This is a genomic window from Pigmentiphaga litoralis (assembly GCF_048632615.1).
In the GTDB taxonomy this organism is placed as follows: Bacteria; Pseudomonadota; Gammaproteobacteria; order Burkholderiales; family Burkholderiaceae_B; genus Pigmentiphaga; species Pigmentiphaga litoralis_B.
The window spans coordinates 4,334,913-4,355,216 of record NZ_CP184479.1 but is presented as its reverse complement, the minus strand read 5'-3'; the positions used below and the strand labels follow the sequence as shown (position 1 = coordinate 4,355,216).

At 65.0% G+C, this 20,304-nt stretch carries 14 protein-coding genes, 1 tRNA gene and 1 pseudogene; 7 read left to right on the top strand and 9 right to left on the bottom strand.

What is annotated here, in order from left to right; all coding sequences use genetic code 11:
* Positions 1–32: 32 nt before the first annotated feature.
* Positions 33–1,162 (bottom strand): annotated as a pseudogene (locus ACNANG_RS20055) (AI-2E family transporter).
* 350 nt (positions 1,163–1,512) lie between these two features.
* Between ACNANG_RS20055 and ACNANG_RS20050 the strand changes: the two are divergent.
* Both ACNANG_RS20050 and ACNANG_RS20045 read left to right on the top strand, forming a co-directional pair.
* Positions 1,513–3,516 carry an EAL domain-containing protein gene (locus ACNANG_RS20050; protein ID WP_420224484.1) on the top strand — a complete coding sequence of 668 codons (2,004 nt, stop codon included), beginning with the start codon at positions 1,513–1,515 and terminating at the stop codon, positions 3,514–3,516.
* A gap of 42 nt (positions 3,517–3,558) precedes the next feature.
* A tRNA-Ile gene (locus tag ACNANG_RS20045) sits at positions 3,559–3,637 on the top strand.
* Between the two features lie 73 nt (positions 3,638–3,710).
* On the opposite strand, the gene ACNANG_RS20040 is transcribed toward ACNANG_RS20045, so the two are convergent.
* The 3 genes from ACNANG_RS20040 to ACNANG_RS20030 form a co-directional block, all read right to left on the bottom strand.
* Positions 3,711–4,826, bottom strand: a complete 1,116-nt coding sequence (locus tag ACNANG_RS20040) for an ATP-binding protein (protein ID WP_420224483.1) — start codon at positions 4,824–4,826, stop codon at positions 3,711–3,713.
* Positions 4,826–6,058, bottom strand: coding sequence for a hypothetical protein (locus tag ACNANG_RS20035; protein WP_420224482.1), 1,233 nt, complete (start codon positions 6,056–6,058; stop codon positions 4,826–4,828). The genes ACNANG_RS20040 and ACNANG_RS20035 overlap by 1 nt, the downstream gene beginning before the upstream one ends.
* Positions 6,059–6,244: 186 nt before the next feature.
* Positions 6,245–7,159 (bottom strand): LysR family transcriptional regulator, encoded by a 915-nt coding sequence (locus ACNANG_RS20030; RefSeq protein ID WP_420224481.1) that lies wholly within the window; start codon positions 7,157–7,159, stop codon positions 6,245–6,247.
* A 132-nt stretch (positions 7,160–7,291) separates the two neighbouring features.
* Between ACNANG_RS20030 and ACNANG_RS20025 the strand changes: the two genes are divergently transcribed.
* The 4 genes from ACNANG_RS20025 to ACNANG_RS20010 all read left to right on the top strand — a co-directional run bounded on the left by ACNANG_RS20025 (position 7,292) and on the right by ACNANG_RS20010 (position 11,746).
* Positions 7,292–8,296 (top strand): Bug family tripartite tricarboxylate transporter substrate binding protein, encoded by a 1,005-nt coding sequence (locus ACNANG_RS20025; RefSeq protein ID WP_420224480.1) that lies wholly within the window; start codon positions 7,292–7,294, stop codon positions 8,294–8,296.
* Positions 8,293–9,516 carry a CaiB/BaiF CoA transferase family protein gene (locus ACNANG_RS20020; RefSeq protein WP_420224479.1) on the top strand — a complete coding sequence of 408 codons (1,224 nt, stop codon included), beginning with the start codon at positions 8,293–8,295 and terminating at the stop codon, positions 9,514–9,516. The genes ACNANG_RS20025 and ACNANG_RS20020 overlap by 4 nt, the downstream gene beginning before the upstream one ends.
* Positions 9,506–10,294, top strand: coding sequence for an enoyl-CoA hydratase (locus ACNANG_RS20015; protein WP_420224478.1), 789 nt, complete (start codon positions 9,506–9,508; stop codon positions 10,292–10,294). The genes ACNANG_RS20020 and ACNANG_RS20015 overlap by 11 nt, the downstream gene beginning before the upstream one ends.
* A 183-nt stretch (positions 10,295–10,477) precedes the next feature.
* Positions 10,478–11,746: a CoA transferase gene (locus tag ACNANG_RS20010; RefSeq protein ID WP_420227601.1), complete on the top strand. Its 1,269-nt coding sequence runs from the start codon at positions 10,478–10,480 to the stop codon at positions 11,744–11,746.
* 15 nt (positions 11,747–11,761) lie between these two features.
* Here the strand turns inward: ACNANG_RS20010 and ACNANG_RS20005 are convergent, their stop codons facing one another.
* Positions 11,762–13,858, bottom strand: coding sequence for a 3-hydroxyacyl-CoA dehydrogenase NAD-binding domain-containing protein (locus ACNANG_RS20005; RefSeq protein WP_420224477.1), 2,097 nt, complete (start codon positions 13,856–13,858; stop codon positions 11,762–11,764).
* Positions 13,859–14,005: 147 nt separating this feature from the next.
* Here ACNANG_RS20005 and ACNANG_RS20000 point away from each other — a divergent pair, with 147 nt between their 5' ends.
* Positions 14,006–14,929, top strand: coding sequence for a LysR family transcriptional regulator (locus tag ACNANG_RS20000; RefSeq protein ID WP_420224476.1), 924 nt, complete (start codon positions 14,006–14,008; stop codon positions 14,927–14,929).
* A gap of 66 nt (positions 14,930–14,995) precedes the next feature.
* On the opposite strand, the gene ACNANG_RS19995 is transcribed toward ACNANG_RS20000, so the two are convergent.
* From ACNANG_RS19995 to ACNANG_RS19980, 4 genes are all read right to left on the bottom strand, one after another.
* Positions 14,996–15,664, bottom strand: coding sequence for an NUDIX hydrolase (locus ACNANG_RS19995; protein ID WP_420224475.1), 669 nt, complete (start codon positions 15,662–15,664; stop codon positions 14,996–14,998).
* Between the two features lie 118 nt (positions 15,665–15,782).
* A complete protein-coding gene (locus tag ACNANG_RS19990) occupies positions 15,783–17,420 on the bottom strand; it encodes a nicotinate phosphoribosyltransferase (RefSeq protein ID WP_420224474.1) in 1,638 nt (545 codons plus the stop codon).
* Between the two features lie 42 nt (positions 17,421–17,462).
* On the bottom strand, positions 17,463–18,425 hold the full coding sequence (gene prs / locus ACNANG_RS19985; protein WP_420224473.1) for a ribose-phosphate diphosphokinase: 963 nt from the start codon (positions 18,423–18,425) through the stop codon (positions 17,463–17,465).
* Positions 18,426–18,752: 327 nt separating this feature from the next.
* Positions 18,753–20,297 carry a tannase/feruloyl esterase family alpha/beta hydrolase gene (locus ACNANG_RS19980; RefSeq protein ID WP_420224472.1) on the bottom strand — a complete coding sequence of 515 codons (1,545 nt, stop codon included), beginning with the start codon at positions 20,295–20,297 and terminating at the stop codon, positions 18,753–18,755.
* Positions 20,298–20,304 lie beyond the last annotated feature (7 nt).

Below are 20,304 nucleotides of genomic sequence, written 5' to 3'. Positions count from 1 at the left end.
GGCGCGTGGTGATCGCGCCAAGCATGGCGCCTTCAGAACCTGTCCACCGGTTTGGCAGGTGATACCGGCGGCAGGACATGGATCACCGCCCGGCTGGCTGCCTCGCGCTCTTCCTGCACGGCCTTGAGCCACTCGCGCCACACGGCCACCAGCAACGCCATCAGCACCGGGCCCACGAACAGGCCCACCAGGCCCATCGTCTGCACGCCTCCCACCAGGCCCATGAACGTCGGCAGGAAGGGCAGCTTGACCGGGCCGCCCACCAGACGCGGGCGCAGGGTCTTGTCGACGATGAACAGTTCGATCGTGCCCCAGGCGAACAAGGACAGGCCCGCCACCAGGTTGCCCGATCCGACCAAATACAAGGACACCAGCGAGAACGCCAGCGGCGCACCCCCGGAATGAGTGCCATGAAACCCGTCACCAGCCCCAACAGGACGGGAGACGGTACACCGGCGATCCAGTAGGCCGTGCCCAGCACCACCGCTTCCCCTACGGCGATCAGCCCCATGCCCGTGACGGTGGCGCTGACCGTCGCTGGCACCACCCGAGAAAACTGCACCCACCGCGCAGGCAGGATGCGTTCGCCCACGATGTCCAGCTGCGCCACGATCCGGTCGCCGTCTTTGTAGACGAAGAACAGAATGATCAGCATGAAGACGATGGTCAGCGCAAAGTGAAAGGCATTGCCGGTCGTGGAAAGCACGACCCGGTAGATGTTGCCCAGGTGCTCACCGCTGATCAACTGCACCCAGGACCCCAGCGCCTGCGGCTGGCTCAGGTGTTCCTGCCAGTAGCCCGACAACCGGTCGCCTACCAGCGGCAGGCCCACCAGCCAGTTCGGCACCGGCATGCCATAACGATTGCCTGCCAGCAGCCAGCCTACGAAGTTGCTCGCTTCGTGGATGCCATAAGACGCCGCCATCGACAGGGGCACCACCAGTCCGACCAGGATCACGATCAGTGCCATCGCGGCGGCCAGGGTGTTGCGGCCCCCAAGCGAGCGCAGAAGTTTCCTGTACAAAGGCCAGCTGGCGAATCCGATGATCAGCGCGGCCAGGCCGGGCACCAGGAAACCACTGAAGAAATAGACGCCCGCGGCGAGCACCAGGACCAGCAGCCAGCGGGCAACGAGTCGGGCAGAGAAAACAGGTGACGTCATTAGTCTTTGAAGGGTGCGAGCTAAAGGACAGCCTCACTGTACCAGCACTGACTCAAGGCCCGGCAAGGCAACGGCCCTGAAGGGACTATACGGTGACGATCCACGGGCGACGGCGCGCCTGGCGCCACGCGATTTAGGGAATATCCCTTGCCGGACCCTGGCAGGGCACCTAGCCGACAGCGCGGATTATCCGTGCCGCATGTCGCGGATTCGGCGACATCTTAGGGATTACCGATAACTCATCCATGCGAAAGCCATACGTGTGATAGTGTTTCGGGCGGCATCGTGACGTCTTATCCGGCTCGGACCGACCCGCCTCCGCCCCTTCCCACTTACCGCACCCGTGGACGATGGACCCCAGCCCAGCCGCCAGCGCCAAGCGCTTCCCGTCGATCGGCAACCTGCTGTTCACGCTGCAGGAAGCGTTCGTGGCACTGCTGCCCTACCTGCTGCTATCGGCAGCCACCAGCGTGCTGGCGCAGGGCTTCGTCACCTACCAGTGGTCGCTGGGCCCCCTGCAGGCCGACACCGTCATGTCCACCGCGTACGTGCTGCGCGGCCTTTTTCCGCTGTTGCTGGTCATCTCCATCGCCTACCACCTGGCCCGCGCGCACGCGATGGACGCTGCGATCACCGTGCTCCTGTCCATTGTTGTGTACCTGGGTCAGGACGCCTTGCGGGGCATCACGGCGCAGCCGCCTTCCCACCTGCCGTTGAGCGCGCTGCTGACGCCGCTGGTTGCGGTCGGCCTGCTGCGCGCCGTCATGAAGCTGCCGTTCACGCGAGTGGTCCGTTACCGCAGCATGAATCACCACGTGGCCGCCGCCCTGAACCACGGCCTGCCCTTCACACTGGTCTTCGTGCTGGCGACCGCGGCCATGATGGTCATTCATTTCACCTTGGGCAAAACGGCGGCCGGCGTCACGTCGATGGTGGGCGACCTGCACTTGTCCAACGGCGCGCTGCTCATTGCCAACAGCGTCATCAGCCACCTGCTCTGGTTCGTCGGCCTGCATGGCAACAACGTGTTCGACCTGCTGGTCGACAGCCGCAGCCTCGAGCAATCCCTTTTTCCCAACCTTAGCTACTACAAATTCCTGGATCTCTTCGCCGGCTTCGGCGGCGCGGGCGCCGGCCTCTCGCTCATGATCGCCATCCTGATCGTCGCGCGTGACCGGCATTCGCGCATCATCGCCCGCACCGCCGCGCCCTTCCTGGTCTGTAACGTGACGGAAGTCCTGATCTACGGCCTGCCCATCGTCTTCAACCGGCGGCTGCTGGTGCCGTTCGTTGGCGTACCGCTGCTGAACACGGGCATTGCCTACGTCGTGCTCGCGCAGGGCTGGATCACCTTCAACGGCCGCAGTACGTCGTGGATCACCCCCATCTTTCTCGACAGCTACCTGATGACCGGCGGACTGCGCGCCGCCCTGCTCCAGGCCGTCCTGCTGATCGTCAGCGTGCTGGTCTACATTCCCTTCGTGCGACGCTTTTCCGCCTCCCAAAGTAATCGCATGCTGCGCGAAACCCTGGCCAGCCGCCTGGGGATCGAAGGCGACCTGCAAGTGCGGCAAGGCGCGAGCTTCCAGCAGGCGCAAAGCTTCATCCTGCGATCCAACATCGAAACCCAGCGCGTCATTGAACTCATTACCGCCAACCAGCTGACGCTGTACTACCAGCCCAAGATCCGGGCAAGCGACCAGCGCTGCCTGGGTTTCGAAGCGCTGCTGCGGCTTGAATGCGGCGACGGCCGCGTGGTCGGTCCCTACTTTCTGGAAACGCTGGAACTGGCCGGCCTGGCGTCGGTGATCGACCTCTGGGTCTGCAACGAAGCGCGCCGCACCTTGAATGCCTGGGACGTTGCCGGCTTCCACCCGCACGTCGCCATCAATCTGCACCCCGACACCCTGGGCAACCCGCACTGTATCGACCGTATCCTGGCCACCCTGTCGGGCCGCCGGGTCGAATTCGAAATCATCGAACGCGCTTTTGCCACCAGCCCCGCCATGGCCGAAGGCATCCGCCGCCTGCGCGCCAGCGGCCTGCGGATTTCCATCGACGATTTCGGGACCGGGTACTCGAGCCTGCACAGCCTCTACCACCTGGATGCCGACACTATCAAGCTCGATAAAAGCCTGATCGACATCGTGCACACCGAACGCGGCTATGCGATCTACCGCGCGATCTGCGCCCTGTGCAAGGAACTGGAGTTCGAGTTGATCGCCGAGGGTGTGGAGACCGAAGCGCAGTTCGTGCTGGCCAAGCGGCTGGGCGTGGACGCGGTGCAGGGGTGGTGCTTCGCGCCGGCGCTGAGTGCGGAGAAGGCGCGGGAGTATGCGGTGGCGCATGGGTGATCGCCCCGGCGTCCTGCCGAGTCAGTGTAGAATCTCGCCCTCGGGCCCTTAGCTCATGCCTGGTTAGAGCAGCGGACTCATAATCCGTTGGTGCTGTGTTCGACTCACAGAGGGCCCACCAGAAAACAGAAGGGGCTGCGCACTTGCGCAGCCCCTTTATTGCCCGGCGCATCCCACGGCGCGCGCGGTCATCCTTAGGGCAGCCAATCGTCCGCGGGCACGGCCGCTTCCGACCGCCCGCGCAACTGCTGCAGGGCATCCACTCTTGCCAGCAATTCCCCGATCGGCACGGGCTTCGTCATGTGCTGGTCGAAGCCCGCATGCATGGCGCGTTCGACGTCTTCCTTCTGACCATAGCCCGTGATCGCGATCAGCACCAGGTTCGGGAATTGGCCGCTGGCGCGGATCAACTGCGCGAGGTTCAGGCCATCCATGTCCGGCAGGCCGATGTCCAGCAGCGCCACGTCGGGCTGGTACACCGGCAGAATCGACAGGCATTCGCTGGCGGTGTGGCGCACGCGCACGTCGTGGCCGGACGCGGTAAGCGCCTCGGCGATGGTCGTGGCGGCGTCGACGTTGTCGTCGATCACCAGGATGCGGGCGGGTGTGACGGGTTGCGCGTAACGGTCCGGCGGCTGCTGGATGTGAGGCTGGAAGGTCGAATATGGATTCGAGTACAGATGCCGGGTCGTTTCAGGCTGCTGCGGCACATCTGGCCTGGCCAGCAGGGGAATGTCGATGCGGAATTTCGAGCCCAGGCCCAGGCCGTCGCTGCTGGCAGAGATGTGGCCGTCGTGCAGGTGGACGATGCTGCGGGCGATCGACAGTCCCAGCCCGAGCCCGCCCGCGGATCGCGCAATGGACTGGGGCGCCTGGTAGAACAGCGTGAAGATTTTGGCGAGGGTCTCGGGGGCCATGCCGACGCCCGCGTCGGCCACGGTGATCATGGCGGCGGACGCGGTGGCCGACAGGCTGACCGAGATGGGCGCATCGGCCGAGTTGCGTACGGCGTTGATCAGCAGGTTGACGACGAGCTGAGTCAGGCGCTCTTCGTCGCCCTGCACCCATACGGGGTCGTGGGGCAGCAGCAGCGAGAACGGCGCCTGGCGATTCGGCACGGTCGACGCGATGGATTCGTGGGCCCGAGCCACGACGGCGTTGAGCAACACGGGCTTTTTCTCAACCGTCATTTTGCCCTGGACGATCCGCGAGACGTCGAGCAGGTCGTCGACCAGGTGATGCAGGTGCGTGGCCTGCCGGCGCAGGATCGTGCGTTCGCGCCGGTAGACATCCTTGCCCTGGATGTCCATCAGGTCCAGCGTGGAAACGATCGGCGCCAGGGGTTGCGCAGTTCATGTCCAAGCACGGCCAGGAAGTGATCCTTGGCTGCGGAGGCTTCGCGCGCCTGTTCCATGGCGGCGCGTATGGACCGCAGCGACCGGTCGAGGTTGTCGACCAGGACCCGCCGGTGGCCTTCCACCGCCATCCGTTCCATCGACGCCGTTTCAAGCGATTTGGAAAGCTGGTCGAATTCGGCGATGCCGCAGGCCTGCGCCTTGACGGCGCGGCCCTGCCCCATGTCGCGCGCGTGCATTTGCAGGGTCGCGATGCCGGCAACGATGCGCCGTGCGATCGTCTTGGCCACCAGCAGGCACACCAGCAGCGAAAGCGCCAGGGTGGCCGCGTACATGAACAAGGCCGTGGAGACGACCTGATTCAATGACGACACGGGCGCGCCGACAATGACGGACAGTCCCCAGCGTGGCAACTTGGTGAAGCCGATGATCGATTCGACGCCCGCGGCATTGGGCGCCACGCTGATGCCTTCCGTGTCGACGTTGTCGAGTTCGCGCTGGAACGACTCGGACAGCCGTTTCCCCACGAACTGTTCGCGATCGTGCGATCGCGACATGCGCTGAAACGCCTGGTCGGCGACCGCGATGGCCCAACCTTCGGGAACGTGCTGCCGCGCCAGGATGTCGTCGATACGGTCCGGCTTGAGCGCGGCGGTAATGACATACCGCAATTCGCCGCCCTGCATGACCGGCACCCGAACGGGCACGGCAACCACCGAAGACGTGCCTTCGCGGGATGCGCCGACGACCGGGCGTTTTTCGTTGAGCACCTGCCTCAGGCTGTCGGGGTCGCGTACGTTCAAGTCGACATCGCCATAGGGCCGAGTGGACCGGAGCAGGACCTTGCCCGACGCGTCGGACAGAATGACGGACAGCCAATAGGGCCGGGCCTGCGCGGCGTCGCGCACGATGGAATGGAATTCCTCGTATCTGCCCGCGGACAGCGCAGGGTGGTAAGACAGGGTTTCGAGCGCCGCCACGCTGCTTTCGATTTCGGCGTTGACAGCGGAGGACAGCGCCCGGGACAGATCCAGGGTGGCGCGGCGCAGATCGCTTTGCTGCTGTTCGTAGACCGCGTTGACGCTCCACACCCCCAGCAGGGTCAGCGGCAACAGGCCGGCTGCCACCAGCATGAACAACAAGAACCGCAGCCGCGGTGGATGCGTCTGATAAATGGCTTTGAACAACAGCAGCGCCCCTGAGAATGCGAAAAGCACGAATGCAGCGTTGCGCTTCGAAACTCACGAACTCGCCCGCCCGGGCGAGTATTACTCGGGGAGGACTAGTTCTACAACGTCGTTTTGCGCGGCAACCCCTAATGCCGAAGCGCACTGTCGTATTTATGCAGTATGCAAGCTGTAATCCTGGGCCGGCTATCGCCGCATCCAGCGCCCGGGCACGCTGAAGTCGATGGAGATGCGGACCACTTCCATCATGGCCGCCACCAGCGGGCGGGTGTCGTCGCGGCGGCGGTAGAAGGCATACCGCAGCGGGCCCAGGGCATGCCGGCTTCGCAGTGCCCGCAGTTCACCCCGCGCCGTCAATTGATCGGCCCATGCCACCGGCAGGAACCCGATCCCCAATCCTTCCACGAGCAGGCCAGCCACCACGCCCCAGCTGTTGCACGTCAGGCGCTGCGGCGTTTCATGATTGTTGGCGCCCAGCCATTCGTCCAGCACACGGTGGGTGCCGGTACCCGGCGGCAGGGTGATGACGGAGGTGCTGGCCAGCAATGCCGCGGTAACCGTCCTCGCATCGCCGACCAGCGCAGGCGCCCCGACCCACTTGAATCGGGCCTCGCCCAGATCGACCGAGGTCATCTCCGGACTCGATGACCGGCCGGCAATCACCGCGAAATCCAGCGCGCCGTCGTGCACACGCCGCTCCAGCGCACCCAGCGAACTGCCGGCGTCGACCGACGGCTCGAGCCGCAGATCGGGGTACCGCTGGCGCGCGTTCGACACCAGGGTTGGCAACCACGTGAGCGCGGTCAGCTCGCCGACACCGAACCGGCAGGTGCCATGGATGCGGCTGTCGTGGGTGACTTCGCGCCGGATGGCTTCGGCGTCCCGCAGCATGGCCTGGGCGCGCGGCAGCAATGCGGCGCCGGCGTCCGTCAGCAAGGCGCGCTGACCCGATCGATCGAACAGCGTGACGCCGAGCGATACCTCGAGCTCTGCGATGCGTTTGGACAACGAGGATATCGAGACGCATACCCTGTCGGCCGCAAGCGAAAAGTTGGCGCATGACGCCGCCCAGTAGAACGCTTCGAGTTGTTTGAGAGTCATGTCAGCCCTGGACGCTGTTTCAAAAAAGCGAATAACGGACTTCTAATTTATTCGCTTTATGGGTTCAGCGCGTTTCCGTATCGTGCACTCCAGTCATCCAGAACAAATGCACAAGACATTCAGGAGTGAGACATGACGCACGGTTCAACGATTGTCGGGAAATCCGCCAGGTGCGCGGCGGCGGTGCTTGCCGCGATGGCGGCCCTTGGCGCGCAGGCGGCAGCCGCGGACTTTCCCGACCGGCAGGTCACGCTCGTCGTGCCGATGGCGGCGGGTGGCCCGACGGACACCGTGGCGCGCATGGTCCAGATCAAGATGTCCGAAAAGCTGGGGCACCCGGTTGTGATCGACAACCGCGCGGGCGCATCGGGCAACATCGGCATCAACGCGGTCAGGCGCTCACCCGCCGACGGCTACATGCTGAGCGTGGCGTCCGCGACGACGCACGCCATCGCCGTCAATGTGTACGAAAAGGTGGCATACGACCCCATCAAGGACTTTGTGCCGGTCGGGGGCATCGTCGTCGCGCCGGGTGTGCTCATCACCTCGCCCGACGCCGCGCCCGGCTGCAAAATGTCCGCCTTCCTGGACAAGTTGCGCGCCACGCCCGGCAAGATGCAGTTCGGGTCCGCAGGCACCGGCTCGCTGTCGCACATGTCGGGCGCACGCTTCCTGGCGGCAACCAGGACCGACATGCTGCACGTTCCCTACAAGGGTCTGTCGGCGGCCATGAACGACATGTACGCCGGTCAGATCGACGCGGCGTTCGACAATGTCAGCTCGGCGCTCAGTCACATCAAGAGCGGCAAGGTATGCGCGCTGGCCGTGCAGTCTCCGGAGCGCCTGTCGGTGCTGCCAGACGTTCCTACCTATAAGGAACTGGGTTATCCGGAACTGAACAAGCCGACCTGGTACGGGATCGTGGCACCCGCCAACACGCCTCGCCCGGTCGTTGACAAGCTCAACCAGGCGCTCAATTACGCGCTGGCCTCACCAGATGTACGCACCGCATTCGATCGGCTGGGCGTGACACCCTCACCCACCACGCCAGATGAATTCGCCAGGCAGATCAAGGACGAAATTGCGCTGTGGAAGGACACCACGGAGCGCATGAACTTCCAGAAGATCAAGCAATGAGCGCAACTTCCATTTCCGAGACGACCATGACCGATGCTTCGACGCCGCTTCCCTTGGCTCCCTACAAGGTGCTCGATCTGACACGTGTGCGCGCCGGCCCGACGGCGGTACGCCAACTGGCCGATTGGGGGGCCGACGTCATCAAGATCGAAGAGCCCGTTGCGCCGTCGCGCGAAACCGAAATGGGCGGCATGCGCCTGGGCCCGGACTACCAGAACCTGCATCGCAACAAACGCAGCCTGACGCTGGACCTGAAGTCGGACGAAGGGCGCGAGGTGCTGTTCACGCTGGCCAGGGAAGCGGATGTCATCGTCGAAAACTTCCGCCCCGACGTCAAGGACAGGCTGGGCATCGGCTACGACACCCTGCGCGGGATCAACCCTCGCATCGTCTACGCCAGCATTTCCGGGTTCGGGCAGGACGGCCCGTATGCCCGCCGGCCCGGCTACGACCAGATCATCCAGGGCATGACCGGCATGATGTCGGTCACCGGATTGCCCGGCCACGGACCCGTCCGGGCCGGGATCGCCATCGCGGACACGGCGGCGGGGCTGTACGGCGCGATGGGCATCCTCATGGCGCTGCTGGAGCGCGAACGCACCGGCAAGGGTCAGTGGATCCAGACGTCGCTGCTCGAAGCGCTGCTGGCCATGATGGACTTCCAGTCGGCGCGCTGGCTGGTCGCTGGAGAAATCCCCCAGCAGGCCGGCAACGACCATCCCACCATCATTCCGACCGGTGTGTTCGATACCCAGGACGGCAAGGTCAATATTTGCGTGTCGGGTGCGGTGATGTGGGAACGCCTGTGCCGGACGCTGGATCGCGCCGCGTGGCTGACCGACCCACGCTTCCTGACCAACAAGGACCGATCGAAACATCGCGACGCCTTGAATGCCGAACTGCGCGCGATTTTCGCCACGCAGACCAACGCGCACTGGATCGGCCTGCTGAATCCGGCCGGGCTGGCCTGCGGCGCGGTCAACACCGTCGACCAGGCGTTTGCCGACCCACAGGTACAGCATCTGGGCATCCGCTGGCCTGTCCGTCACGATACGCTGGGCGACATCGCATTGGTCGGGCAACCCTACCGCAGCAATCTGCACACAAGCGGCGTGCGTTCGGTTGCCCCCATGCCCGGTGAGCACAACGACCAGATCCTTCGTGCGGCAGGCCTGTCCCCCGACACGATCAACGCACTGCGGAGCCGCCATGTCATCTGATCGCCCCCACGACAGCGTCATCCGCAGCCACCGCCATGGCGCCACGGGCCACGTGATCATCGACAACCTCGTCAAGCACAACGCCATGAGCTTCGACATGTGGGACAGCCTGCCCGGCCACCTTGCCGCGTTGGACGACGATCCGGAGGTTCGCGTGATCGTCCTGCAAGGCGCGGGCGACCGAGCATTCGCGTCGGGATCCGACATTTCGCAATTCGGCGAACGCCGCAATACGCCTGAAGGCGTGGCGCTCTACAACGCAACCGTGGACCGCGCCGTGGCGTCGCTGGGCGCGGTGCGCAAGCCCACCGTGGCGCGGATACAGGGGTACTGTTTTGGCGGCGGCGTCGGGCTGGCGCTGCATTGCGATCTTCGATACGCGACCCCCGATGCCACGTTTTGCATTCCGGCCGGCAAGGTGGGCGTCGGTTACCACGAGCTGTGGCTGCAGCGCCTGACGTGGCTGGTCGGGCCGGCCAATGCCAAGGAAATCATGTTCACGGCCCGCCGCTACGACGCCGAAGAAGCCGTGCGGATGGGGCTGGTCAATCGTCTGCTGGGCGAGGACGAGGTAACCGCACTCGTCGACGGAATGGCCCGGCTGGCGCCCCTGACCGCACGGTCGAGCAAACTGTCGATCGAAACGGCCATCGCCCCATCGGCACAGGGACGGGCCGCGTGCCAGGCATCGATCCTGCAGTGCTTCGAGAGCCAGGATTACATCGAGGGCCGCAATGCGTTTACCGAGAAACGCACGCCCACGTTTGTCGGACGGTAAGCGCGTGATGGACGTCATGGACGTGACGAACGTGCCGACGCCGACGGCATCCACGGCATTCGACGCCGACGCCCGTCGGGCCTTGCAGCGGATCACCGCCGACCTGGACCCGGAAGGCGGTCTGGACGCGGCCTCGATCCGTTTCACGGGCGACACCCCCCTCTGGCCACGCCCTTGTGCCTGGTGCCCGCGTCCGCCGCCGCGATCGCCGCCGCCGCATCGAGCGCGGCCGCGCGCTGGTCGCGGGCGCACGGCGTGCCCCAGCACATCACGATCGATGCCGTGCATGCCGCCTGTGCGCTTGAACCCACGCACTTCCAGACCCAGCACGGCCACCGCGTGCCGCAGTCGTCCCATTCACGGGAACTCAAGTCCGGCTTCTACCGAACGCAGGACGATCACTGGTTCATTCCCAGCGGGTCGTACCCGCACCTGCGCGACGCGACCCTGCAACTGCTGGATTGCCCAAACACGGCCCAGGCCATCGGCGCCGCCATCAGCAGGTGGCGAGGGGCCGACCTGGAAGAAGCCTGCCATGAACGCGGGGTCCCTGGCACGATGGTGCGCAGCCGGGACGCATGGTTGACCCATACACAAGGACGGGTGCTTGCCGCAACGCCGGTCATCGTGATCGAAAAGATCGCCAACGGCCCGCGTGTGGCCGAGCGGCCAAGCCACCGCCCGCTGGACGACATCCGGGTGCTGGATCTCTCGCACGTCATTGCCGGCCCGGTGGTCGCCCGCAGTCTGGGTGAATACGGCGCGCAGGTGCTGCGTGTGTCGTCGCCAGGACAGCCCGACCCGATCCCGCAGATTCTGGACACCGGGATCGGCAAGCGGAACGCCTGTCTCGATCTGCGGAACGCGCAGGACCACGCCACCTTGCTAGGGCTGGCAGGCAAGGCCGACGTCTTCGTCGAGTCGTGGCGGCAGGGAAGTTTCGAACGGCTTGGGCTGTCGGCCCGGCACCTGGCCGAGGTACGCCCGGGCATCGTGTATGTGTCGGTCAACGCATTCGGCTTCGGCGGGCCATGGCTTGACCGCAAGGGCTTCGATCAGATGGCCCAGGCGGCCACCGGCATTTGCGATGCGCACGCGCGCGGTGGCAAGCCGGCGCTGGTGCCGACGCGCCTGCTCAACGATTATCTGACCGGATACCTGGGTGCGGCAGGCGTGATGCAGGCGCTGGCGCTGCGCGCGCGTGATGGCGGCAGCTACCACGTCAAAGTGTCGCTGGCGCGCACGGCCATGTGGGTGCAGGACATCGGGCAGCATTCGATCGCTGCCGAGGTCGTGACGCTGGACGACCTGGTACCGCCGCGCATTGCGCGGCAGTCACCTTTCGGTCTGCTGCATCAGGTCGCCCCCGCCGCGCAGCTGTCGGTTACGCCCGGGGGTTGGGACCAGCCACCAGCGCCCTTGGGCGCTCATGCGGCGACGTGGCAGGATTGACGCTCGCCCGGACCCTCACTCCCCCAGCAGCCGCCCCACGTCCCCCACCACACTCCCGAAGCCGGCGGCGCTGACCTGCTGTTCGAGATCCCGCAGCAGCTGCGCCCGATCCTGCTGCTTGGCCCAGTGCACCGGGCCACCCTCCCAGCGCGGGAAGCCATACCCTTGCACCATCACCACGTCGACGTCGCTCGGGCGGCTGGCGACGCCTTCGGCGACCAGCAACGCGGCTTCGTTGACCATGGCAAGCAGTGCGCGGCGGCGGATTTTCTCGGCTGAAAGCGGGCGCACGGGGTTGCCGCGGCGTTGCCGCGCGTCGGCGATCAGGCCTCGCACCACGTCGTCGGTCTGGCGCGAAGGTTTGCCGTCGGTATAGGTGTAGTAGCCGGCGTTGGCCTTGCGGCCCAGGCGGCCGGCTTCGCAGAGTTTGTCCAGGATGTCCACGTAGCGGGTGCGCGGGTCGCGGGTGGGCGCCTGCGCTTTGCGCATGCGCCAGGCAATATCGAGGCCGGACAGGTCGGCAACGGCGAATGGGCCCATGGCGAAGCCCATGGAGGTGAGCGCCTGGTCGACCTCTTCGGGCCAGGCGCCGTCTTCGAGCATGAATTCACATTCACGGCGGTAGGCGTTGTAGACGCGGTTGCCGATGAAGCCAAACGCGTTGCCGGTGGGCACGGCGACCTTGCCCAGCTTCTTGCCAAGCGCCATGCCCGCCGCCATGACGTCGGGCGCGGTATGCGCGCCGCGGACGACTTCCAGCAGCTTCATGACGTTGGCAGGGCTGAAGAAGTGCAGGCCTAGCACATCTTGCGGGCGGGACGTCGCGGCGGCGATGACGTCGATGTCGAGGTAGGACGTGTTGGTGGCCAGCACGGCGCCGGGGCGGGCGTGGGCGTCGATCTTCTTGAACACGTCTTGCTTGACGCCGATCTCTTCGAAGACGGCTTCGATGATCAGGTCGGCGTCGCCGAGCGCGGCCCAGTCCAGCGTCGCCGTGAGGCGCTCGCTACGGGTGCGGGCATCCGCCTCGGACATCTTGCCGGACTTGGCGCGCGACGTGTAGTGATCCAGGATGCGGCCCTGGCCGCGAGCCAGGGCATCGGGATCCTGTTCGAGCAGGATCACATGAAGCTTGGCGTCCAGCAGCGCAATGGCAATGCCGGATCCCATGGTGCCCGCTCCGATCACCGCAATGGTCGTCAAGGCGCGGGGGGTCTGCAGGGCTGCGTCAGTTCCGGCGTCCGGCAGGCGCGATGCTTCGCGTTCGACCTTGAACTGATAGCGCAGGGCCTGCGCGGCCGGCGTGGAGACCAGCGACAGAAAGCTTGCGCGCTCGGTCTTCAGGCCGTCTTCAAGCGGGCGTGAGGTGGCCGCGATGGCGTCGAGCAAGGCGCTGTAGGCCGGCTGCAGCTTCTGTTTCGATGACAAGGCAGCGCGCTGCGCCTCGACGAATTCGTTCACGCTGGCGGGGGCTAGCGCGCGATCGCCGGCCTTGGGCAAAGCCGTTCCGGAGGCGGCCAGTTCCTGCGCGATACGGCAGGCGGCACCCACTTCGTCGTGTTCGACCACCGCGTTGAACAGCGTGCCACGCGCCAGTTCAGCGGCGGTGCGCGGGCGCCCGTCCAGCATCATGGCGGTGGCCTGTTCCAGGCCGGTCAGCCGCGGCAGCCGCTGCGTGCCGCCGGCGCCGGGGATCAGTCCCAAGGTGATTTCCGGCAGACCGACACGCGCCGTGGCGAGCGCCACGCGGCCGTGGCACGCCAGGGCCAGTTCGAAGCCGCCGCCCAAAGCCATGCCGCCAATCGCCGCCACCACCGGCTTGCTGCTGCTTTCGATGCGCGCGATCACCGTCGGCAAGATGGGTTCCTGCAACTGACGGGGCGTGCCGAACTCCGTCACGTCCGCGCCCGCGCTGAAGACCTTGGCATTGCCGGTCAGCACGACACCAACGATGTCGGCATCCTGTTGGGCCGCATCAAGCGCATCGACAATGGCGCGACGCAGGTCGGCGCCCAGGCTGTTGACGGGGGGTGATCGAGGGTGATGACGGCCACGCCGCCGCGATTCGTGAACATGGGCAAGGATCTCCGGGATTGTTGTTGTCAGGCGCACACTGCCGGGCGCCGGTCGTCGCTACGCACGGCACGCTGCCGGGTAGTCCGGCGTCTGTGAAACCTCATTATGGATTTTTCAACCCGGCTGGACAATCCAGACGCCATTTACCATACTGTCAAATGACTTTGAACAATGGTACGGCATATGGATGCGCATGCCCTGGCCCTGCTGGTGGACATCATCGAAGCGGGCAACTTGAGTCTGGCGGCACGCCGCTTGAAGATCAGCCGCGCCAATGTCAGCTATCACCTGGCGCAACTGGAAAAGCAGACAGGGGTGCAGTTGATCCGCCGTACCACCCGGCGCATCGAACCCACCGAGATGGGCCTGAAACTCTACCAGCATGGGCGGGTGATTCGCGACGAATTGCGGGCGGCCCAAGAGTCGGTCGCCACCTTGGGCAAAGGGCTGCACGGGTCGGTCAGGATGAGCATGCCGACCGGCTTTGGCTACATGGTCATGTCCGGCTGGCTGATCGAATTCAAACGCACCTATCCCAACATCACGCTGGACTTGGTATTCGACAACAAGGTCGATGACCTGCTGCGCGACGAGGTCGATATCGCGGTGCGCGTGATGTCTGACCCGCCCCAGCAGATGGTGGCAATCGAACTGGCGCAGATGCGCCATGTGGTGTGCGCGTCGGTGGCGTACGCGGCGGAACAGGGTTTGCCCGACACGCTGGAGGCCCTGCAGGCCGCGCCCGTCATCACGTCCGCCGTCACCGGACGCAGTCTGAAGGTGTCGGCGTATCTGGGCGCCGAGCGGCGTGAACTGACCCTGTCACCCAGCCTGGCTTCGGAAAACTTCGTGTTTTTGCGCGAGGCCGTGCTGGCCGGGCTGGGCCTGGGCTTGCTGCCCGACTACACGATCGCGCAGGACATTCTGGATGGCCGGGTGGTAAACGTGCTGGACCCCTGGCGCTTCAGTGTGTTCGGAACGCGCATGTTCCTGCTGCGGATGCCAGACCGCTACCAGACGCAAGCCGCGCGAACCCTGATTGATTTCGTGGTGGCCAAGGCGGCGGAGTGGCGGGCCTCGCCCACCAGTGGCCAGCCGCGCAGCTGAACGGGCGACACGGCCCGGCGTGCCGACTCCCCTGCCCTGCGCTGACGGCGTGGCCGTGGCGCCCGTCTAGAACAGGTTGTGCCCGAAGTCGGTCAGCGGGGCGGCCAGCCTATACGCCTGTGCGGGCCGGTACGCCGCGGGCACCATGCGGGTTTCCTTCAGCGCGCCGGTCTCCAGGATCTTGCGGCGGAAGTTGGCCGCGTTGACCTGCTGGCCGATCACCTGCTCGAAGGCCGCCTGCATCTGCGGAATCGTGAATTCCCTGGGCAACAGGTGCGCGATGATGGACGTGTACGATGCCTTGGCGCGCAAGCGCTTGACGGCCTGGGCGATCAGCTTCAGGTGATCGAACGCCAGGCGCGGCAGGCTGTCGATATCGACGAGCTGGACGCGCCCGTCGGCCTGCAAAGGTTCCAGTTCGGCCGCCGGGTGCAGGGCCAGATAGACCACCGATGCCGACCAGCCGCGCGAATCGCGTGTCGGCCCCGATTCGGTAAAGGCCTGCTCAAGATGCGACGGTGCAAAACCCAGCTTGTCTGCAAGGATGCGCCGGGCCGAATCCACCGTGTTTCTGTCTTTGTCCGTATGGACGAAGCCACCGGGCAGCGCCAGCTTGCCCTTGAAGGGATCGCTGGGGCGCGGCGACAGCGCCACGTGCAGGCGGCCCTGCTCGAGCAGGGCCAGCAACACGACGTCGACGGTCAGGATGGGGCGTTCGAACGGGGCGGAAGTCATCGTCGCTGCCGAGGAAAACGGCAAGTATAGCCACCTTAGTTGCAAACCGCGATTAAGGTGGCCCGACGGTCGCAGCCGGAGGCACGGAAGCCGCCGGCCAAAGTGATCCGGTGCCCGCCTACCCGCCGTTGCGCAAGCGCTCCCGGATTTGCGCCAGCGTATGCTCCCGCACCAGCTTGCCATCGACGAACGCGTCCTGCAGCAAGCCCTGGTTTTCCTGCGCTTCGGTCTGCCGGTCGAACAGCACATAGTCGCCGCCCTGCCGTTCGACCCGCAGCAGCCCCACGGCCGACTTCTTGACGCCGTTGTCAGTCTTGGGATCTTTCGACAGTTCGCGCGCCTTACCCTTGACCTTGCCCCACGTGGCCTTCATGGCCATGCCGAAGCTGTCGCGGGTGAGGTACTGGTAGCTGTAGGATCCGACACCAAACACGCAGTTGGTTGATGCGAACCCTTTGTTCCGCAGACGTTCCAGGATCAGCTCGGCGCGCTTCAAGGTGATCGAGTCGCCATAGATCAGGCCGACCCGTTCGTTCAGGACACGAAAGCCCTTGCCGGTCAGGGTGCCGCCAAAGATGTCCCACAGGCATTCGACCGCGCCCTTGCGTTCGGCCTCGGTAATCCAAGTGGCGCCGCGACCTTGCGGCAAGGCTGCGGCCAAGGCGGTTCCAGCGCCGTCGTCGCTTCGCACCTGATACCTGCCGTCCGCCGAGCGCGCGGGCTGGCCATCCACGCCGCACACCAGTTCGTGGTCCGCGTAGCCGGTCAGGATCTTGACGGGGTCGCCCGAGTCCGGACGGAACACCACCTTCGCCTGACCTAGCGCGTTCGGGCGGCGCTCCAGGATCTCGGCCTTCAGCATCAGTGCATACTCGGTAATGACCTGCCAGAAGTCCCAGGTGTCCGACACAATGGACACAATGCCCGACGGATAGACCTCGGTCACCAGCCTGCGGAACGTGGCCAGTTCGTCGAGCTGACCGCCCATGCTCATCACGCTGTGTTCCGTGGCCGGCACGCTGCCGCCTATCAGTTCCTTGTCGGCATCGGCGCCGTAGTAGGCCTCGGCATAGTCGATCGCCGCCACGGTGTCGGTGCCCGTGAAGGACACGAGGTGGGCAAAGCTGGCGCGCATCGAATCTTCCGGTCCGGACAGCCCGCGCGCCGAAAAATCGTGGGCCTGCCAGTCGACGAACGACGCATCCGCGCCCGTCGCATCGGCATAGGCTTCAAGCAGGCGGCGGTATTCATAGGCAATGGTCGCCACCGTAATCGGCTTCCAGTTGAAGCTCGAGAACACCGTTTCCAGATAGTTGGTCAGCCACGCAAATTCCTTGCGCGTTTCGCGAACCGTGAACAGCGGCACCTTGATGTCCACGCGCGACCCTTCCGGCAAAGCCTTGACGCGGATAGGCAGATAGCCAAGGTCATGCAGCGCCGCGATGTGATCGACAGGCACCGCGCCCGCGCCCAGCGCGGTGTCCATGCGCCGCTGGTATTGCCGCACCGCCCGGTCTTTCGGGATGTCGAAGAAACCTTTATTGAACGTGTCGATCAGGAATTCCTTGATAAAGCCCTGCAGGCCAACGAACACCACCTTGCCTTCAAAGGGGGCGAGTCCCGACCGCAGCACGGGGGCAAGCCGGTCCGACCGCGCGGTGAAATTCGAGTAGACGCTTTCGGTTCCTTCCGGGTACTGGAAGATGTGCCCGCTCTTGTAGAAGTCGATCTGAGTCAGGGGATTCAGCTGAGTCATGACAGCCTCGCAATTAGTTGTTAGTTACGATTTACGATTTAGTTAAACAAAATGGGGCTGGGGAATGGGGCGGGCATGTTGGGGGGTGCTTGTGGAGACCGGCTGGGGCTGGGTTTCGGGCTGATTCTGGGGCTCAGGGGCATCGGCACGCAAGACTTGCGCTGGGTCCGCCCAGTACACGCCGCCGAGCGACCATTGCCGCTCGTCGCGCGGAAAGGCCGTGTAAATCCGGTCGTAGTCCTTGAGCGGCGCCAGGCCCTTGGTCAGCAGGCCATGGGTCACGTACAGGCTGACCGGTTGATCCGTGTACTGACGAAGCACCGGCGCAAGGGCGGCAAAGGTCCCGCCTCCGTCGCAGATGTCGTCGACCACCAGCAGGGGTCGGTCCGGTACGTTGCCCTCCACGTAGGGATGGGAAAGCCGTCCGGTCCGCGCGTCCCGCGTTTTGCCACAGAACACGACCGGCAGTCCAAAAGCCTGGCCCAAGGCTTCGACCCGCTTGTGCGCGCCGGCGTCCGGGGCCACCAATGCAATCGGCCCACGGGCGACCATCCGATCGATTACGGCCTGCACATAGTTGCCAACCTCCATGACCTGCACGTTGTCTAGCAACGCCGGGCCGGCCAGGCTGTGCGGATCGCAGATCACCACGCGGTCCAGCCTCATGGAATTGATCAGCGCACTGAAGACCTTGACGGACAAGGGCTCGCCCTGGGTGGTGATGCGGTCCTGCCGCGCATAGGGCAAATATGGCAACACCAGTTCCACGACTGCGCGCGGGCCAACGACGCGGCGCAGCGCATCGTTCACCAAGAGCAGGTTCATGACCGCCGCCGACGAATAGATGCGGGCGTCGATGGAATACGTGCGCCCTTCCCCGGCGATGTCGCCGTCCAGCCAGACATGCTGTTCGCCACCGGGAAAGGTCAGGAAGCGGGTGGGTATGGCCACCTTGGCGTTGGCGGCGTCCTGGTAACTGAGCGAAATACGGGAAAAATCGGTCATGTTGTCCATCCGGTTGTGATGCGCTGCGGTAACCCGCTTCAGGTGCATTGCTAGTTATGTGTTAGTTGCGAGTTACGATTAAGTCTACGCTGAATCCTCGCGGTGTCAAGCTGCTCCACAAGCTCGCAGGTTCACGCACAAAAAAACAGGACGCCTATTCGCTCGGCGTCCTGTCCCAAAGCACTACTGAATCAATGCGTCACTACACTGCTGCAGCGTTGCAATACTGAATCAGTGCATCACTGCGCTGCTGCGGCATCGTATCACTGAGTTGATGCAACACTTCGGTGCTGCAGCGTTGCATCACCGCATCACCGCACCTCCGCCTCACGGCGCCTGGCAGCTGAAATTCGCCGCCACCTTCACGTCGCCCGTGCCCTTGTACTTGGCGATCTGCGGGTACGGGCACAGCGGACGCGTGCGCCCGTCCGCGGCGCTGGCGACCACCGTATTGGCCGTCGTCGTCCCATCCGGCGCCACGCCCTTCTCCACCCAGTTGGCCAGCGCGTCCATCATGCTGAAGTTGCCGGTGCCCGTGCCACCCGTGCAGTGATCCACGCCCGGGATCATGTACAGCCGCGCGAACTTGTCGACCTCGCCGGCGCCCATCGTGGCGCGGATGGCGTTCCAGTAGTCGATGCTCAGGATCGGGCTGATCAGCGAATCGGCCCAGCCGTGATACATCAGCAGCTTCCCGTTGCGATTCTGAAACGGTTTCAGATTCGTCTCGAACGCATCGTAGATCGGGCGCAGCTTGGCGCGCGCGGTCAGCGGGTCCAGATCGAAATTGAAGGTGGCGAAGTCGTAGTTCGGGTTCACGAACAGCGGATAGCGGATGTAGTCGGCCCAGCTCCCCTGCGGCGCGGTCGGCGTCGTCAGGTTGGTCGGCCAGAAAGTCCCTGTTTCCAGGCCGACCGGATACGGCACCGCCACGGTGTCGCCCAATGGCGTCTTGTGGCCCTGGTACATCGCGCGCAGCGCCGTCACCTGGGTCGGCTTCAGGCAGGTGGCGGCTTCGCCCGCGGCGCCAGTGCATTGCACTTCGGCGGGATCGAACGTGCACAGGCGGGGATCATCGAGCACGCCGTCGACGAGGTGATCGATGCCCGGCTTGCCATCGCACTTGGCCAGCACGGCTTTGTTGACCTCGGCGTACTGGGCCTTGGTGATCGCACCCGCGCCATTGTTCTCGAACTGCTTGTAGGCCACCCAGGCCTGCGACGCCATATTGGTCGTCCAGTCACTGGTGTGCGCGCCGGCAATCACGCCATCGTAGTCGTCGGGGTAGCGCTGCACTTCCATCATGCCGTGGTGGCCGCTCTGCGAGCAGCCGTTGTAGTACGCGTACTTGGGCGCGCTGGCATAGAAGGCCGACGTCATCTGCTTGCCGACCACCGTCACCACGTGCTGCGCGCGCGACGCCCAGTCCACGATCTGTTCCATCTTCAGGCTCTTGGTGGCGGGGTCGTACGCCCAGGTCTGGTCAAAGCCGGTGCTGACATGGCCGTTGTCGTGCGCAATGCTGGCGTAGTCGAGCCGGTAGTGCGCGGCCAGGGTGCCATAGCTGATGCTGCCGGCCGATCCGCCCGACGCCGTGCCTGCAAACTTTCCGTTCCAGCGTTCCTTGACCGGCAGCCACAGTTCGAACTTGATATTCGACGCCGCGTTGGATTTCGCCGTGCCCTCGACTCGGCAAAAGGGGTGGTGACCGTGCCCGTCGTGGTCGGTACGGTGAACGGCGCGGTCGCGCTGGCATTGACCAGGGTCGTGGTCACGCCGGTCACGTCGAACTCGCTGCTGGTCTTGAGTGTCTGCAACGAGGTACAGCTTTGCGCGGCCGTGGGCTGCACGGGGGCGCGGGGCTGTCGTCATTGTCGTC

What these genes read in the sequence shown, in the direction of transcription:
- ACNANG_RS20015 (WP_420224478.1), top strand. Translation starts at nt 9,506, where the DNA reads ATGTCATCTGATCGCCCCCACGACAGCGTCATCCGCAGCCACCGCCAT.
- ACNANG_RS20000 (WP_420224476.1), top strand. Translation starts at nt 14,006, where the DNA reads ATGGATGCGCATGCCCTGGCCCTGCTGGTGGACATCATCGAAGCGGGC.
- prs (WP_420224473.1), bottom strand. Translation starts at nt 18,425, where the DNA reads ATGACCGATTTTTCCCGTATTTCGCTCAGTTACCAGGACGCCGCCAAC.
- ACNANG_RS19995 (WP_420224475.1), bottom strand. Translation starts at nt 15,664, where the DNA reads ATGACTTCCGCCCCGTTCGAACGCCCCATCCTGACCGTCGACGTCGTG.
- ACNANG_RS20020 (WP_420224479.1), top strand. Translation starts at nt 8,293, where the DNA reads ATGAGCGCAACTTCCATTTCCGAGACGACCATGACCGATGCTTCGACG.
- ACNANG_RS19980 (WP_420224472.1), bottom strand. Translation starts at nt 20,297, where the DNA reads ATGACGACAGCCCCGCGCCCCCGTGCAGCCCACGGCCGCGCAAAGCTG.
- ACNANG_RS20040 (WP_420224483.1), bottom strand. Translation starts at nt 4,826, where the DNA reads ATGGACATCCAGGGCAAGGATGTCTACCGGCGCGAACGCACGATCCTG.
- ACNANG_RS20030 (WP_420224481.1), bottom strand. Translation starts at nt 7,159, where the DNA reads ATGACTCTCAAACAACTCGAAGCGTTCTACTGGGCGGCGTCATGCGCC.
- ACNANG_RS19990 (WP_420224474.1), bottom strand. Translation starts at nt 17,420, where the DNA reads ATGACTCAGCTGAATCCCCTGACTCAGATCGACTTCTACAAGAGCGGG.
- ACNANG_RS20025 (WP_420224480.1), top strand. Translation starts at nt 7,292, where the DNA reads ATGACGCACGGTTCAACGATTGTCGGGAAATCCGCCAGGTGCGCGGCG.
- ACNANG_RS20050 (WP_420224484.1), top strand. Translation starts at nt 1,513, where the DNA reads ATGGACCCCAGCCCAGCCGCCAGCGCCAAGCGCTTCCCGTCGATCGGC.